Annotated in this window: 7 protein-coding genes; 1 reads left to right on the forward strand and 6 read right to left on the reverse strand. The window is 63.2% G+C overall.

Annotated features, from left to right (window positions below; genetic code table 11):
- Positions 1-99: 99 nt before the first annotated feature.
- The gene (locus AC1MH0_RS01670; protein ID WP_480964421.1) at positions 100-2,994 is read left to right on the forward strand and encodes a TonB-dependent receptor plug domain-containing protein; all 2,895 of its coding nucleotides are present in this window, start codon (positions 100-102) and stop codon (positions 2,992-2,994) included.
- Between the two features lie 174 nt (positions 2,995-3,168).
- Here the strand turns inward: AC1MH0_RS01670 and AC1MH0_RS01675 are convergent, their stop codons facing one another.
- The 6 genes from AC1MH0_RS01675 to AC1MH0_RS01700 form a co-directional block, all read right to left on the reverse strand.
- Positions 3,169-4,674 carry a tryptophan halogenase family protein gene (locus tag AC1MH0_RS01675; protein WP_480964422.1) on the reverse strand — a complete coding sequence of 502 codons (1,506 nt, stop codon included), beginning with the start codon at positions 4,672-4,674 and terminating at the stop codon, positions 3,169-3,171.
- 9 nt (positions 4,675-4,683) lie between these two features.
- The gene (locus AC1MH0_RS01680; protein ID WP_480964423.1) at positions 4,684-5,715 is read right to left on the reverse strand and encodes a cupin-like domain-containing protein; all 1,032 of its coding nucleotides are present in this window, start codon (positions 5,713-5,715) and stop codon (positions 4,684-4,686) included.
- A 5-nt stretch (positions 5,716-5,720) separates the two neighbouring features.
- Positions 5,721-6,440 carry a SapC family protein gene (locus tag AC1MH0_RS01685; protein WP_480964424.1) on the reverse strand — a complete coding sequence of 240 codons (720 nt, stop codon included), beginning with the start codon at positions 6,438-6,440 and terminating at the stop codon, positions 5,721-5,723.
- Between the two features lie 131 nt (positions 6,441-6,571).
- Complete coding sequence (locus AC1MH0_RS01690; RefSeq protein ID WP_480964425.1) at positions 6,572-9,760, reverse strand: TonB-dependent receptor; 3,189 nt, start codon at positions 9,758-9,760, stop codon at positions 6,572-6,574.
- A gap of 1,035 nt (positions 9,761-10,795) precedes the next feature.
- A complete protein-coding gene (locus AC1MH0_RS01695; protein ID WP_480964426.1) occupies positions 10,796-13,588 on the reverse strand; it encodes a TonB-dependent receptor in 2,793 nt (930 codons plus the stop codon).
- A gap of 723 nt (positions 13,589-14,311) precedes the next feature.
- The gene (locus AC1MH0_RS01700; protein WP_480964427.1) at positions 14,312-17,629 is read right to left on the reverse strand and encodes an autotransporter family protein; all 3,318 of its coding nucleotides are present in this window, start codon (positions 17,627-17,629) and stop codon (positions 14,312-14,314) included.
- Positions 17,630-17,712 lie beyond the last annotated feature (83 nt).

A 17,712-nucleotide genomic window follows, 5' to 3' on the forward strand; every position in this document is an offset into this window, starting at 1 on the left:
CCTTGCGGGGCGAAATGCTTGCTCCGCGGTGGTCGATGCGCATAAGTTGGAACGCATAAATGCCGGCGGGGACAATGCCGGCGATCGGGGAGAGAAGTCATGCGTATCCTTCGCCGCCGTCACCTGCTGTCCGGCGTCGCGTTGCTCGCCGCGACTTCGGTACAGGCGCAGATTGCCCCGCCGGCGACCGATACGCCTGCCCCCGTCGCTGCAGCAGACCCGGCCGCCGATCCAGCCACCGAGATCGTCGTGACGGGTTCGCGCATCGCGCGCCCCGATTACGAAGCGCCCAACCCGATCGTGTCGTTCAGCGCGGCCGATCTGCAACAGTCCGGCAACACCAACGTCACGACCTTTCTCCAACGCGTGCCGGCGCTCACTAACTCGCTCGACAGCACGCGCACCGCCGGGCGCAGCCAGTCGGATGGCAGCTTTGGTCAGGTCGGGCTCAACCTGCTCGACCTGCGTGGGCTGGGACCCAACCGTACGTTGGTCCTCGTAAACGGCCGCCGCCATGTCGCCGGTCAGCCCGACACCGCGGCGGTCGACATCAACGCGATCCCGACCGACCTGATCGAGCGGGTCGACGTGCTCACCGGCGCAGCCTCCGCCGTATATGGCGCGGATGGTGTCTCGGGCGTCGTCAACTTCGTCTTGAAGCGCGATTTCGACGGCGTTGCAGGCCGCAGCCAGTTCGGCATCTCGGAGCGCGGGGACGCCGCCAACCGCTTCGCCTCGCTGATCGCCGGTCGCAACTTCGCCGACGGTCGCGGCAACCTGACGCTCGCCTACGAGTATAACGCCGACCAGCCGCTCGCGAACGACGATCGTCGGTACCTGGCACAGGGCGATCGCCAGTATTTCGTCAACCTCGACGGCTATGATCCGACCCGCGCGGGCAGCTACAAGATCGGGCCGGTCCGCGACCTGCGCTATCCGTACAGCTCGAACCAGGGCATCGTGTATATCGGCGACCAGACATTCCGAGGCGATGGCGCGCTCTACACGCCGGGCCGCTTCCTGCAGAACGACGGGTACACGGTCGGCGGCGACGATACGCCGGTCGCCGGCTATATCGGCGACATCTTTCCGCGCACCCGCCGCCATGCAGTCAACGCGCTGACGCACTATGATGCCTCGGACGCGTTCAAGATTAGCTTGGAGGGCAAGTTCGTCCAGTCGACCGTGACCAGTTACGGCGGCTATGGCGGAAATTATCCGGCGACGATCGCGCTCGACAACCCGTATATCCCGGCGAGCATCCTGGCCGCCGCTACCGCCGCGGGGCTCGGCTCGGTCGACGTCAACCGCAACAATTTCGACATCCCGCGGCGCGGTGAAGAAGACCGTCGCCGCACGTACCGCGGCGTCGTCGACGTCACCGGCCGCCTGTCCGAACACGCCAGCTACGACGTCTCCTACACCTACGGCCGGACCGATGTTCGTGCGACCAAGCTCAATGACCGCCTGAACGACCGCTTCCTGAACGCGCTCGACGCGGTGCGCGGGCCGGGGGGAGCGATCGTCTGCCGTTCCGCCGATGCGCGCGCCGCCGGTTGCGTCCCCGTGAACACGTTCGGCGGCAACACCGTGAACCCTGCCGCGTTCGGCTATTTCCTGAGCAATCCGGCGAGCGATTCGCGGCTGACGCAGCATGTCGCCAACGCCTCGCTGACCGGTGACTTCGGGCAATTCTTCACGCTGCCCGGCGGCCCGATCGCGTTCGCGGTAGGCGGCGAATACCGGCGCGAGTCGAGCAGCTTCCGGCCCGCGCAGGCGATCACCGACAACGCGTTCTACCAGTATGACGAGTACATCATCCCGACCCCGTCGGACGGCCATTTCGACGTCCGGGAAGCCTTCGGCGAACTCAACGCGCCGATTCTGAAGGACGTCCCGTTCGCCAGCCTGTTGTCCGTCGGCGCGGCGGGGCGCTATTCGGATTACTCAACGGTCGGTTCGACCCGCGCCTACCAATTCAACGGCATCTACGCGCCGATCCGCGAGATCAGCTTCCGCGGCTCGTACGGCCGCTCGGTCCGCGCGCCCAACATCGGCGAGATCTTCCGCCCGCAGACCGGCAGCAGCAACTTCTTCTCCGATCCCTGCTACCTCGGGAACAGGGGGCTGGGGACGCAGTATCGCACCGCGAACTGCCAGACGCTTATTACCGGGGCAGGGGGCAATCCCGCCACCTTCACCGCGCAGAACAATCCGGACGCGACGATCTTCATCCCGGGAACGCAGCAGGGCAATCCGAACCTGCGCGCCGAAGTCGCCCGCACCTGGACGGCGGGCGTCGTCGTGCGACCAGTCTCCGGCCTGTCGATCGGGCTGGACTGGTACGACATCCGGCTGCGCGATGCGATCAACACCCCCGACGCGAACACGATCGCGTCGCTGTGCGTCGACCAGCCGACCCTCGACAATGCCTATTGCAACGCGATCACACGCGCACGCGGCACCGGGTTCATCAACGGCTATGTCGTCCAGCCGCAGAACGTCGCCGCGTTCCGCACCGCCGGTGCCGAACTCAACATCGCCTATCGCGTCCGCACCGCCCGCGCGGGGGTCTTCGATATCCGTCTCGTCGGCGGCTATCTCGACAAGCTCGAACAGGTCGCCACGCCGGGCGCCGTCGTCGAGGACAATGTCGACCAACCCTTCCGCCCCAGATACAACGTCACGTTCTCGCCAAGCTGGACCGCAGGTGCACTCACGGTAAGTTACAATCTACGCTGGCAGGACGGCGTCCGACGCTTCGCCAAGGTCGATACCGACGCGAACCCCAATCTCGTCGATCCGCGCTACCTTCGGTACAAGGAACTCTGGCAGCACGACGTGCAGGCGCAGGTCGAGGTCGACGAGCGGTTCTCGTTCTACGGCGGCGTCAACAACCTGGGCGACCAGAAGCCCGACATCGGTTTCGAGACCAACATCCCGATTTCACCGGTCGGTCGGTATGTGTACGCGGGAGCGAAGGTTCGGTACTGAGGCGACCAAACGGTCCCGACCATTGCACCCGGCACGTCTCGGCCGATCCCCGGGGCGATGTGTCCAACGTGATCTACGGCGTTAGCCTCCAAACAGGCAGTCGATCGAGCGCGTATACCGCCACCGTATCGCCTGTCTGCTTGCCAGACTCCTGATGGCAGCATTTTGTACGGACTATCGCATCTTGGTTGGGGTGGCGACGGGCGGCGAAAGGTAGCGATCCAGGAACTGCTGGTGCGTCGGCATACCGGCGACGGCGTCCGCGATCGTGTTGCGGATGTTGGTCAAGACACCGGTGAGTTGCGGTCCGCCCATGATACTGCCTAGGCGATGATGGTCGCGTGGCATCAAACGCTGGCCGAGCATCACCTGCACCCAACTGGCGACGCGGAACAGGTCTTCGCCGCCCTGATACGCCTGTGCGCTTTCGGTGAAGAGCGCGATACGTTCGACCAGTGTGTCGGGGATGGGCATGTCGCGACGCGCCGCCCAGAAGGGTTCGGGGCGTTCGTTCAGGTGATAATGGAGGATGATGAAATCGCGCACGCGCTCGAGCTCGGCCTGCGCCTGGTCGTTGTAGCGCTTCACCATCGAGGGTGCGATCCCGCCGAACGGGAAGGTCTGCATCAGCCGCGTCAGGCCGGTCATGATAAGATGAATGCTGGTCGACTCGAGCGGTTCGACGAATCCGCCGGCAAGGCTAAGTGCGACGCAATTCCCCATCCACACTTGCCGCCGCCGACCGGTGCGGAAACGGATCAGCCGCGGCTCGGTCAGCGGCGCGCCGCCGATCGTGGACAGCAGTCGGCCATGGGCCTCGTCGTCTGACAGATGATCGCTCGCATAAACCAGCCCGTTGCCGACGCGGTGCTGCAGAGGAATGCGCCAGCGCCAGCCCGCGTCATGGGCGATCGCGCGCGTGTACGGGTGTGCCGGGCCCGTCGCTGCCGTCTGCACGGCCAGTGCGCTGTTGGTGGGCAGCCACTGTGACCAGTCCTCGTAACCGGCGGCGTAGGTGCCCTCGATCAGCAACCCGCGAAAACCGGTGCAGTCAATGAACAGGTCACCCTCGACGCGCTCGCCAGAGTCGAGGACGAGAGCGCGAATGAACCCGGTCTCGCCGTCGCGATCGACGCTCGCGATCCGTCCCTCGATCCGTTTCAGCCCGTTCGCCTCGCTACGCGCGCGCAGGAAGCGCGCGTAGAGGCCGGCGTCGAGGTGATAGGCGTAGTTGATCTGTCCCTCGGAGGGGAGCGCGAACCGCTCCGCCTTTGCCGCCTGGAGTTCCAGGCAATACGCGCCGATCTCACTCGTATCCCCGGCGGCTTTGGCGGCGAGCCAGAAATGGTGGAAGTCGCCCATCCACGTCGACTTGCCGATATCGCCGAACGAATGGATGTAGCGATCGCCGTCGCGCGCCCAGTTCTCGAACGAAATACCGAGCTTGAACGTCGCTTGTGTCGCGCGCATGAACTCGCGCTCGTCCAGCCCCAGTATCGTATGGAAGGCTCGCATCGTCGGGATCGTCGCTTCGCCGACGCCGATCGTACCGATATCCTCGGACTCGACCAGCGTGATGTCGAGCAGTTGCCCCAATTGCCGCGACAGGGCGGCGGCTGCGAGCCAACCCGCGGTGCCACCCCCGGCGATGACCACTTTGCTGATGCGCTGCTCGACCATGTTCGGCTCCTATCGGTTGATGCGCTGGAGGACTTTGGCGCGCAGCCGCCGTGCCGACATAGCGTCCAGGGGCGCGAGCTCGCCGCGCGCGTGTTCGGGCAAGTGCGCCCTGGCCGTATCCGACGGACCGAAGATATAATGGTCGAACATCGCGCGCCACGCCTGCTTTTCGTGATCGGGCCGGTCGCGTAGCGACAACAGGCCGTGGAGCAGGGTGTTCATCGGCGTATCCACGAACCGCGGCACAGCGTTCCACCAATAGTTGATCATCACGTTGAACGGGTCCAGCGCCTCGACATTGTGCCACCACAAGGCCGGGTAGAGCAGCACATCGCCCGGCTCGAGTTCAGCGACCTCGGCGTGCGCCAGAGCGTCGACAAATCGTGGGTACCGGTCGAGATCGGGTGCGCGGAGGTCGACCATGCTGACCACCTGTCCGGCCGGCGTTGGCTCCAACGGTCCGGGATAGAGATTGGCGACCTGTTCCGGCGGGAACAGCGTGAAGCGGCGTCGACCGACGACGCAGCATGCCAGATTGTTGGACATGTCGTAGTGGGTCGAAGCGACGGTACGATTGCCGATCCAGATGCTGACCAGGGGTGGGTTCTCGACGAGCTGCGGATCGCCGAACGGCAGCGCCGCCTGCGCACGCAGACCAGGCAAGTACAGATCGATATCGGTCGAGCCGATGTAGATGGCGGGCGCGTTCGGATCGCCGAGCCCCTCAAGAATCCGGTCGAGATAGCCGGAAAGCGATCCACTCTCTCGTTTGAAATTGAGCGTCGAGCAATCGTCCGAATAGCCGAAGCGGCCGCCGATCGCCGGATCGCCGATATACGCCGTGACGGGACGGGCACCGTCGAACTGCTTGAGCCAAGTCGTGGCCGGCTCCGGACCTTCCAGCCCGACGGTAACCAGCGGCAGTTGGCTGGCGATCCCGCGCAGGATCACCGGAAGGCCGTCGGCAATCAGGTCGGCAACGGACACGCTGATCGCGCTCGCACCTTCGATGACGCGCGTGCGGCGCGTGACACCAGCCACCGCGCTCAAGTGATCTGGCTCAGCAGAGGTTGCTTCCGTGCGATCAATTGCTGGACGTTGCCGAGCGACACTGCGGCGAGGATGGCAAGACGCAGCACGCCCGATCGATGTAGCCGCTCGAGCGGTTCCCCTGTCAGGGCGGCTAGATGCTCGAGGTCAATGACCAGTACGTCGGGGATAGTATAGCGGCGCTCTTCAGTGACATCGACGGTGAGCGTCACAGGCGTGAGAAGGCCAGCCTCGTCGAGCGCGGCGTAGGCAGCAGGGGCGGTTTCAATCCCCTCGTACAGGAGGCGCAGTACGCCGGTGATATGGTCGAGATACGGAGTGCTGCCGCCATGTTCGAGGAACAGCGGCAGGCCAGCAGTGTCGCCTACTCGCGCATCGTCGAGATCGACATGAAGCATGGGCTGGCCGACGTTATCCCCGGCGGCGCGGATGATCCCGATCGAGAAGGGGCCGCGCTGGTGGTTGGCGGGCACGTAGCGACTTGTCCAATAGTCCCCGGACAGGAACAGGTTCTCGTCGCGGTCTAGCCCCAATAGGGCATAGGCCTGCAATCCCTCGTCGCGGCGGCGGAATATGATGGCGAATTCGCGCTGCACCTCCTCGAACTCGGCGGGGAATATCGGCGTCTGATTGGCAGCGTCGCCGAATGTGGCACCGGCCCGCGGGCTGACGCGCAAATCGGCGTGGTCGATATTGTTGATCTGTACGGGGTTCATCCGCTCCGGTCCTGCTGTTGCCTCACGTTTATCAGCGCGATGGCGACCGACAAAGGAAAAGGCCGCCGCACGGTATGGCGGCGGCCTCTTTACTGTAACCGGGAGCCGATCGCGATCCACTCCCGCCTTCATCAGAAACGATAGCGCGCGCCGAGATAGAAGCGTGGCTTGAGTTCCTGCACATACACCAGGTTCGTCTCCGTGCGGGCATATTGGCGGAACGGTTCGCTAGTCAGATTGACGGCCTCGAGCGACACTGAGAACGTCTTCGAGACGTCGTAGCTTATGCTGCCATCGAGCGTACCGAACGCAGCCGTAAACAGCGGGTTGCGATTGTCGCCCTGGTTCGTTGCCGCAAGATACTTGTCGCGCCAATTGTACGAGACGCGGGCCGATATGCCGCCCTTGTCGTAAATCGCTGTCAAGTTGGCGCTGTCGCCTAGCCCGGTGAGCGCGAAGATGTTGACGTTCGGATCACCGTAAGGGTCCACATTCACGTCACCGCTGACCTTGGTGTACGAGACGGCGAAACCGAAACCGGATTGACCGAAGAAGTTTGTCCAGGCGACTTCGAACCCGTGGATATTGGCCTCTTTATTATTGATCGGCTCGCTGATCGCGAAGTTGACGAGCGGATCCGCGGCATCGCCGACGAGATTAACCGCGAGGGCAAGGTCGGTGTAGAACGTACCGCGGAATTTACCCGTAGCGGCGTCAAAGCCGTTCTGGAAGGCGGCCGTCGCCGCCGCCCGGTTGCCGCCGCTCTGCTGCAACAGCGCGGTGTAGGCGAAAAGGTTCTCGTCGGTCGTGGCGATGTTGTTCGACCGCAGATAATCCAGCGCCGTGCCGGACCGCGAACCCGGCGCACCCGAGCCCGGATCGCGCAACCCGAACAGGTTCCCGTTGCTCACCGTATTACCGACGAAGTTGCGTACGTTCTTGTTGAAGAACCCGACCGAGACGAAACTGGTGGGCTTATAGTACCACTCGACCGACACGTCGAAATTGTCGGAAACCAGTGGCAGCAGCGCCGGGTTTTGTCTGTTCGCCGGCGCCGATCCAGAGCCCAGCGCAGTTGGACGGGTCGGTGCGTTGGCCGTCACGGACGCGAAGAGGCTGCCGTAATCGGCGCGTGCCAGCGTCCGGCTGAACGACGTACGTGCGACGACGTTGTCGACCACCTCGATGTTGAAGTCGAGCGACGGCAGTAGGTTATCATATTTGGATTTGACGTTGACTGCGCCACCGGCGGCGCCGCCCAGGACGGCAAAGTCATTATCCGACTGCCATTCCAGCGCTGACGGGATCGTCTGGAGCGCAAGCGAATTAACCCGGGTTTGCTCGTAACGAGCGCCGATCAGCGCATTGGCGGTGCGTCCGCCGATTTCGCCATGCCAGGCCATCTGACCATAGACTGCCCAGGTCTTCTCCCCAACCGTGTTGTCCGAGGAACCAATCTGCACCCGTTCACGCCCTGGGACGTTCTGGTAATAAGGCGAAAAGACGTTGAGCAGATCGACCGCATCGCCTCTGAAGGCGACGAGTGCCGACCCGGTCGAGTTTGGATTGTATTTGTCGAACTTGCACGTCAGGCAATAGGTGCTGACCAGGTCGCCCGCGAGCCTGTCGACGATACCGGTGTCCGTGATGCCCCAGTCGCCAAGAAGTTGTTGCGTGTTGGAACTCGTCGAGTGGATCTTAGCATCGACATAGTTGCCGCCGAGCACGAAACGGCTTTGGTTGCCCAGATCCCAGCCCAATTCGCCGTTGAACTGATTGATCCTCGACTCCTGCTTCGAGAAGATCTCCCGCGCGATCTGCGTGCCGAGATCGCCGCTATCGAGGAGGTTGTTGCAATTACCGCCCCGGCCACCGTTGGTCGCGTTGCAATCATTGAGCGTTTCCGACTGCTGCGGGAAACCGTTCGAGAAGTCGACCCTATGGGTTGCGCGCACGGGTGCGCCGATCGAGATCGTCGTCGCCGACGTACCGTTCGCATTGTCTGGATCTGTGGTCGATTTGGAGTGGTTGGCGTCGAGCTTCAGCGAGAGCACGTCGGTGAAGTTCCACTTCAGGTTGCCACCGACCGAATAGAGTTCGGTTTTCGTTGCGAACCGCTGCTGCTCGTAGCCCTTGTCCGCCTGTTTCGCCTCCGCCAGGATGATGGCGGACTGCATCTGCTTGTTGTCGTCGAACGTAATGTCGCTGAACGGCCGCTGGAACCAGTTGGTCTGCTCGCTGCGCTCGTCGCTGAGCTTGTTGCGGGCGTACAGGCCGTCGACGGTGATCTCCAACCGGTCCGTCGGCTTGAACTGAATGTTCGCCTGGCCGTTGAGGCGCTCGCGACGATTTTCCGAGAACTGATAGCGACTGTCGTTCGGAATCTGGACGTACGGCGTCGTTGGTCGGTTCGTGATGTTGGTCGTCGGGCTGATGTAAGTCGACGTATTCAGGAAGCTATTGAGCGGAACGATGTTCCAATAGTTCGGGTTGGACTGAACCGACGCCGATTCGCGCAGCTGATAGCTGCCGAAAAGGTTGACGCCGAAGGTTTCGTCGGGATTCTTCCAGTTGATTAGACCGGACAACTCGGGCGTGACCTTTTTAAGATTCGCCTCTGCCTTCTCGACCGAGCTGTCATACAGCGCCTTGGCGCCGATCGAACCGGAGAAGCCATCCTCGCGGGCGTCCAGCGGACGGCGGGTAACGACGTTGATCGCCGCGCCGATGCCGCCCGAAGGAATGTTCGCACGGCCAGTCTTGTAGACCTCGAGTGTCGCGACGCCTTCCGACGCGAGATTTTGGAAGTCGAACGAACGGCCAGTGCCCACTGCGAAGGCGTTACCGGTGCTGGTATCGATGCTGGTCGACGCCAACTGACGGCCGTTCAGCGTTACGAGGTTAAAGCCGCCGCTGAAGCCGCGGACCGCGACCTGAGAGCCTTCGCCGTTGGCGCGGGTGATCGACACGCCGGTAATCCGCTGAAGCGATTCTGCGAGGTTGGTGTCCGGAAACTTGCCGATATCTTCGGCCGAGATGGCGTCGACGACGCCCGCCGAATTGCGCTTGATATCGATCGCGCGATTGAGGCTGGCGCGGATGCCGGTGACGACGATCTCATCGGTCGCCCCTGCAGCGCCTTCGTCAAGCGTGCTGGCCGCAGGAACTGCGTCGGGCACCGTCTGCTGGACGGTCGTGGTCTGAGTGCCTGGGCCCGTCGCTGCGGTATTCGTCTGCGCGATCGCAGTACCGGAAGCTGCAAGCCCGGTTACGACCGCAATAGTCGATACCGAATGCGCGAGCGTGCGCGAAAATTTCATCATCAATCCTCCCCCGATTCCCGGCCGCCCTGATCAGGCCGGAGTGCACACGGTCGTTGCCGTGTATGATAGGGCTACCATCCGGAGATCCTGTGTCAACCGCGGGAAAGTAGAGGCGGGATGTTCGTAAGCGCTAGATCGTCTAGGACGCTAGCTGATTCTGAGAGAATGTTATTAGTTAGAAGCATTTACGCGGAACGGCGACAAAAGTGGTGTACGATTTACAAACTTCGTCGGTTTTGAACCTGTAACAATCTGTCGTGAGTGTGGTAAATTGAGCACTATACGGATAGGGACCACTTGCTGTTCGTCGAGCTGCTCTATGCGATCCGACCGTCCCGGATTCCCAAGATAATTGAGACAGTAGTTGCTACCGCACATTTTTTTTCGAATTAGGCACTTCTCTCGCTGAGGCATTGCCGAGACGTCGATCTCCGTCCGGCCCCCTGGAATTGCAGTAGCGGAACCGCATGACAACCTGAAGGTCTAGACTCGTGTTGATCCACATCAGGCGTCAACTGCGATGCAGAGAGACCGCCAGCGTGCGGTTAGACCAAATCCGGAAGGGTAAGGGGATGGCTAGCTTGCTTATCAGGCCGACTGGCAGGATCGTCACACATCAGCTCGTGCGGGCGGGCGGCGTTCAACGCTTCTCGTTGAGGCGGCAGCCGGCGCTTGCCTCGAAGGCTTTAATGTCGGCCGCCGTCGACCGCGATCTCGATCACGTTAAGATCGCCAACCGTGGGCAGTTTTGCAGGATGGCTCTCAGCACTGCCGGGACAGGAGCGGGGGGTGTCATCAGCGACTACGGGTCGAGCGGATACGCTAGTTTCTTGACGGGATGCCAACGGCGGCGGCCAACCAAATCGCTCGCGATGCTGAGGATGGCAATCCGGTGGGATAACGCCCGGTACTCGTAAATCCCAGAGGTTAAGTTCAGTAGCTACCACGGTCTGGCTAGAGTTCGGCGTTGTGGGTCGCGATTACCGCTCGGTCCGAAGAGGGGCGCGCCGTCCCGACGCGCCCTCTCGTGGTTCACATCCGGAACGATACCGATGCGACGTACGTGCGGCCGTTCTTGTAGAACGCCGTCGGCCGATCGCGCGAGCCACTATACTGCGTATAGGTCGAGTCGAGCAGGTTCTGCGCGTTGACCGTCAGCGTGACCGCCTTGGTCAGGTTGAACCCGGCCGAGAAGTCGAGCTGGCTGTACGGTGCGACCATGTCGATCGAGTTCAGGCGGCCGATCGCGCGGAAATACGACGAGCGGTAGTTATAGCTCAGGCGCGCCTGGAACGGTCCGTTCTCGTAATACGGGATGACATTGACGGTGTGCTTCGACAGATAGGGCAGGTTCAGCCCCTCGTCGGTAGAACTCTCGGCATAGGAGTAGTTCGCCTGCAGGCCGAAGCCGTGCCAGATCTCGCCCTGCGCCGATACCAGCGCACCGTTGACGTTCGCCTTGCCGCCGTTGAGCGGCTGCGACACGAGATAGGACGCATTCCTCTGCGTCAGCTCGTTGAAGAACGTCTGGCGGCTGAGGCCGTTGAGGATGTAGTCCTTCACTTCGCGGCGGAACAGCTCGAGCGACAACAGCGTCCCCTCGCGCGGATAATATTCCGCCGACAGTTCGTAGTTGGTCGACTGGTACGGCTTCAGGTTCGGGTTGCCGCCGCTCGCATCGAGCGTGATGTCGTTGCGACCGACCGATCCACCAAGCTGCTCGTAGCGCGGCCGGGCGATCACCTTGGCAACGCTGCCGCGGAAGATCAGGTGCGTGCCCGCTTCGTACGCGACGTTCAGGCTTGGCAGGAACTTCAGATAGTCGTTCTCGACCCGCTGCGGCACGATCGTCGGCAGGCTGCCGTCGGTGCCGGAGACCTGATCGGCATAGTTCGACACGTTCTTGGTATAGACCAGACGACCACCGATGTTGCCGCGGAAGCCGCTCTGGTCGAAGTTCAGCTGGACGTAGTTCGCCGCGACCGTCTCGTCGACGATATACGACGCGGTCGGCTTGGCGACGGGGATGTTGATCGAGTTCGCGAGGATGTCGATCACTGTTTGCTGCGACAGGTTGATGTACTTAGTCGCGTTGCCGGTGCCGCCGGTGCCGTCGAACGTGCCGTTCGGCGTCGTCATCGTATCGACGCCCAGGCTCGCCAGCGTGTAGTTCGACGTCGAGTAGTTGTTGAAGCCGCTCGCGTTCAGGCGGTTGCGGTGATCGGTGAACTTGCCGCCGATGCGGATTTCCTTGAACGGCCCCGCCTCGAACGGAATGACCGCGTCATAGCCCGCGTAGTAATCGCGATCGATCGTCTTGGAGAAATCGATGCCGCCCGCGCGCGCCGCATTCAGTTGCGTGCCGTTGACGATGACGGGCGCGCCGTCGATCGTCTGAAGTTGCGGGCTGTTGCTGCGGCGATAATTGGCCGGGTTGGTCAGGTCGCCGACGTAATCGACGTTCGCGCTGTCCGAGGTGAAGCCGTAGCTGTACGGCAGGTCGGTCCGCACATCGAGCAGATATTCGGGATTGCGCCCGCCGATCGCCTTGCTCCAGCCGCCGGTCGCCGAAACGGTTGCGCCGTCGGGACCTTCCCATTCGGCAACGAAGTTGAGGCTGTCGGTGGTCAGCTTGGTCTTGCGGATCAGCAGGTCGAGCTGCGCGCTCTGGCTGTTCGCCGAGGCCGCACCGAAGCTCGCATTGGTGACGACGCCGTTGGCGACCGTTGCCGACTGGAGAACGTCGCCGCTCCACGCGCCGGGGATCACGTACATCGACTGGCTGCTGTTGTTGTAGTTGCCGTCGATGTGCAGGCCGTTGAGCGTGAGCGTGATGTCATCGGTCGGCTTGGCTTGGACCGTGCCGACATAGCTGATGCGTTTACGCTCCTGCGTGAAATACGCGTAGTTGATGCCAAACGGCGATACCGCGTTGGCGAGATCCTGGCGCGTGCCACCGGTCACGGTCGCGCCGGGGTTCTTCAGCACCGGCTGGCCGCTTGCGTCGCGGATCAGCGCGTTGTTCGCATCCTTCTGGAAGAAGCGGTCGCCGGCGTTCTCGAACCCGAAGAATTCGACACCCGAGCGCGTCAGGCTCTGCTTGTCGTAGGTGACGGCGCCGAGCACGCCGAACGTGCCGCCTTCGTTGTGCCAGCTGTACAGGCCCGACGCGCGGACGTTACCCTTGTCGGCACGGTCGTTGTATGAATAGCCGCCCGATGCGAAGATCGAATTCGCTGGGGTGTCGAGCGGACGGCGCGTGCGGACGATGACCGTGCCGCCGATGCTGCCTTCCTCGATGCGAGGCTCGGGCGACTTGTAGACTTCGAGGCGCTCGACGAGTTCGGGCGCGAGCAGCGAATAGTTGAAGGTACGGCTGGTCGGGTCATTGTCGTTGCCGCCCCAGTCCGCCGAAGCGACCGCGTGGCCGTCGAGCAGCATGCGGTTGAGCGCGGGGTCGGTGCCGTGGATCGCGACCTTCTCGCCTTCGCCGAAGCGACGATCGATGCTGACACCGGGAACGTGCGAGAGGGATTCGGCGACGTTGCGGTCGGGGAACTTGCCGATCGCCTCGGCGCTGATGACGTCGACGATCGCGTTGGCGTTGCGCTTCACTGCGATCGCGCTGCGCAGGCTGCCGCGGATACCGGTGACGACGATGTCCGTATCAGCGCCGTCCGGGGCGGGATCACCCTGGGGCGCGGGGGCGACGGGGGCGGACGATGGCGCGGGCGCCGACTGCGCGAGAACGGGTTGCGCGAAAACTGATACCAGACCGAGTATCGCCGCACCGGATGCGAGCAAAACCTGCTTACGAAAAACCATCGTCAAAAGCCCCTTCCCATCGACGCCGCGGCGTCACCCTTCGACACGGTCCTGCCCGTATCGTTCGACACACCTCACTGGCCGGACCTCTAAAGGGTACTGTCATCGCAGCGTGGTATTGGTAATACATAACCAATCTAATTCCTGACGCTATCGGAAAATTACAGTTTCGTGTCGGCCGATGCGTTTGCAAAGCCCGCAAAAATCTCATGATCGTTTTGGAGGCGGTCCGTCGACAAAATGCGAAGCTGGCCGAGACGACGCTACGATCTCAAGATCCCAGTGATCTAGAATGCTACCAATCTATAGCATAGTGCAAGCGTCACCCATCGTCCGCATAGTCACGACCGACCGTCGAACTCGAAAACCGCCGGGCTAGTCATCCGGCACGTATAGGCAGCTTATGGAATTGCGCCTGTTCGGCCAGATCGATTGGTCCGAAATGCGACCATCCGTGATCTGCGTATGACGATGCGCTGCGGATCGCGCGCGATCTGATGCCGAAAATCCGAGTTCGGGTTGGAAGGCGGGCGAGATACAGCGCCGCTGATGAGCAATCTATGCCGAACGATGGCACCCGCCCATCGTCTCCAACTCATTCGCAGGCTCGCCGATCATGTGGAGGGCCAGCAGCAAACTGGCGAGGTATTCCATCGAAACACCTCGTCAGTTGGCGATCATCCACGCGTATTCGACCGGCCACCGATCGTTCGTTCTAACGCCTTAGAAGTTGATACTCACGCCGACATTGCCGGCATAGGATCGCTGTTGCGAGGACAACACGCCGGTTCCGGTGGCGTAGAGGACCAGCGCGGTGGCCAGCGGCAGTTGGAGTCCGGCCTTGCCGACGAACGCGCTTTGCGACGGTCGAGCGCCTGCGATCGTGAACGAGGGATCGGCCAGCGCGACAAAATCGACTCCGATATCGCGGTCGCGGCGGAACTCGTGCAGGTAGCTCGCTTCGATCATCGGGCGCAGCGCGAGGCCGTTCCCGAACGGCACGCTGCCATCCATCCGCAACCCGACATTCACCGGTAGCGACGTCGTGGTCTGCTTGCCCGCTTGCAACGCCAGCACGCTGCCGCGCTCCGCGAACGCATCGGTGTAGAGACGCGCATATTCCACCGCGACGAACGGCGTCAGGTCGAACGACTGGACTGCGATGCGCTGACCAATTTCTCCGCGCAGGCGCAACTCCGCGGCGTCGTACCTTGCGATCTCGGTTTCGCTGGCGACGCTGCCGATCCCGCCCGCAGTCCGCGTCGTACGGATCGCGTAATGGCCATAGCCCAGCGACCCGCGTACATACGTGCCCGTCGGCAGCGCGTACGAGGTGTAGGCCGAGACGTGATAGCTCGACGCCTTGCCCTTGGTCGCGCGTGCCGCGGTGTTGAAGCGGGTGTCGAGCCCGCCCGCGACGAAACCGGCACGCCACCCGGTCGAGACCTCGCCGTCGAGCCCGATCACGCCGCCCCAGCTATTGCTGCGGCGATCGACCGTACCATCGGCGTCCCGGCCATCAGTCCATTCACGACCACCCAACGGCCCGCCCCAGAGATGCATCTGGCTGTCGGTCAGGACCGCACGCTGCTGATCGGTCACGGCATCGCCGAATACCCGCCCGGCAAACAACGCTGCGCTGTTCGCGTCGGCAAGGCCTTCACCCGAGAGGGTGTCAAGCGCTGCAGTACCCGCCGCCGCCGAGCCCTGGCCCGTGGCGTAGATCGTGTTGAGCAACGTGGCCGCACCGGCACCGCTCGCCAACGGCACCGCGCTCGTCAGCGCCGCCGCGACGCGTTGCTGGTTCGCGGTGACCCCGAGTGCGCGATAGTCGATATCGGTCCGGTTGAGGTTCAGGCTTGCCGCCGTCGTCGAATAGTCGAGCACAGCGCGCAGGGTGGTGGGAACACCTGTGACGTTGGCGAAGCTGCCCGAGATCCCACCGGCTGCCGTGACCAAGGTGATGCGGGTAACCGGTAGCGTGCCGACCGAGCCCTGGACGCGCACCGTGCCGTCGAGCTTCGCCGCGCCGGATACGACCGTGCGGCTGGCAAGCGTAGGCGATACCGTCTGCACCAGCGTCGCGCCGCTGGCGAGTGTGAGCGGACCGTTGATCGTCAGCGTGCCCGGCGTGGTTCCCGTGCCCGGCGCCAGCGTGCCGCCGCTATTGACCGTGACGGCGCCGGTGCTGCCCGTGCCACCAAAGACTGCGCCGGTGTTGACGGTCGTCGCCGAGACGATCGAGCCGGTAACGGCTAGCGTGCCGCCATTGACGATCGTCGGGCCGGCATAGCCGTTCTTTCCGGTCAGGGTCAGGCTGCCGGTGCCGTTCTTGGTCAGCCCGCCGGTTCCGCCGATATCGTTGCCCCAGCTGTCGGCGGCTGCATAGCCCCCTTGCGCGGCGTCCATCGTCACTGCGACCTGGCCCTTGAACGCGCCATAGCCATCGTTCGCGGCATAGAGGTTCAGCTGGCCCCATCCGTCCAGCGTGTTGCCGGTGAGCACGGGATAGCCCGAGGGGAGGGCGGTGGTCGCGAGGATCTCGGTCCGCTGCGCATCGGTCAGATACCCGAACCGCGTCAGCAGCAGCACTTGCGCCTGCACCGGCACGTCCGCGGCGGTCATCGCCTTGACCGGACCGACCGGCGCGAAGCCGTAGGTCATCTCGGCAAGGTACGTCGCCTTGTTCTGCGCGACGTTGGCATACGGATCGGCTGCGGTTGCGCCAGACGCGTTGGCGGCGGCGATGCATGCCGTGACGGTCGCGGTGCCGCAGGCGGACGCCAGATAGGACTGGGTCTGGGTATAGGCCTGGTAGACCGCATACGCGCTGGCGTTGGCGGGGTTGGTCCAGTCGAGGCGATTGCCCTTCGCGTCATACAAGGCCGCATAGATGTTGGTCGCCGACAGCGCCGTCGCCTCGATCCGGGCACCCATGATGTCGAGCGGCGAATGCATCCCGGCGAGGATGCGGTTGGTGCCGAGGTCCGCCGCGCGCGCGAGCAATTCCTGGCCTTGCTGCGGGATCAGGAACGCCGTGCCCAGCGCTTGCAGCATGCCCGAATTGGTATGCCCGCTCGGATAGGCGCCGTCGGCATAGGGGTTGGACGAGTTGATGATCTGCAGCATCGGCGTCGGTACGTTGACGTCGGTCGTCACGCGGTACGGTCGCGGCGAGGCACCGATGCCGGGGACATATTCGCCGACCTTGAACGTCGCCGCGGTGAACTTGCCCGCGGAATCGAACGTGCCGAAATTGGGTGCGGTGATCGGCTTGCCGCCATTTGCCGCGACCATGTCCGCCGTCACGACGAACCCGCGTACCCACTGCGTCGTGGAGGCGTAGGGCGCAGGCGTGGTGAAGCTCGACAGATACGACGGCACGATGATCGCCGCGGTGTCCGTCAGCGTCAGCGCGCCGCGATTGGTGTTGACGTTGTAGTTGGCGAACCGCGGATCGAGCGGGTCGATCGGTGGGTTCTCGCCCTGATACCGCGCGAACGTCCGCTTGGCGGGCTCGGTCGACGAACTGGCGCGGACGGTGTTGTTGATGAAGGCGACTGCGGCGGCCAGCGGCGTTGCGGTACCGTTGCCGAACTTCTCGGCGCCCGGGCTGAAGCTGTTGCCGAGATTAATGTTGGCGACATAGTCGGCGAGCGTCGCGGTCGCATAGCTGGTCGGGGTCAGCGTGTTCGGCGCCGACCCGCTGGTCGAAGCACCGGCGCCCGCCATGTAAAGGTTGGTCAGCGCGCCGAGGCCATTCAGGATGCTGTAGGCCTGGTTGGTACGATCGTCGTGGATCGCCGCGAGGGTCTGGCTCGGCGTGCGCGCGTTGGTCATCGTGACGACGGTCTTGTAGTTCTGCACCATCACTTCGGGATGGTCGCGGATCAGACTCACATAGCTGTCGAGCAGCTTCGGAACGATGCTGCCGATCGCCGGATTGCTCTCGTTGACGTAGTTGACTGGTGGCGATGTCGGGATCGTCTGCGCCGCGATCGACAGCGGCGTCAGCATCGTTGCCGACGCTGCACAGACCATGAGTTTACTTAAAGACACACCATTCCCCTTACGCGTTTCGAAGCGGGGCATGGCATCTCGCGGCGACGGTTTTATGCGACTTA

The sequence above is a fragment of the Sphingomonas sp. AP28 genome (genome assembly GCF_056680455.1).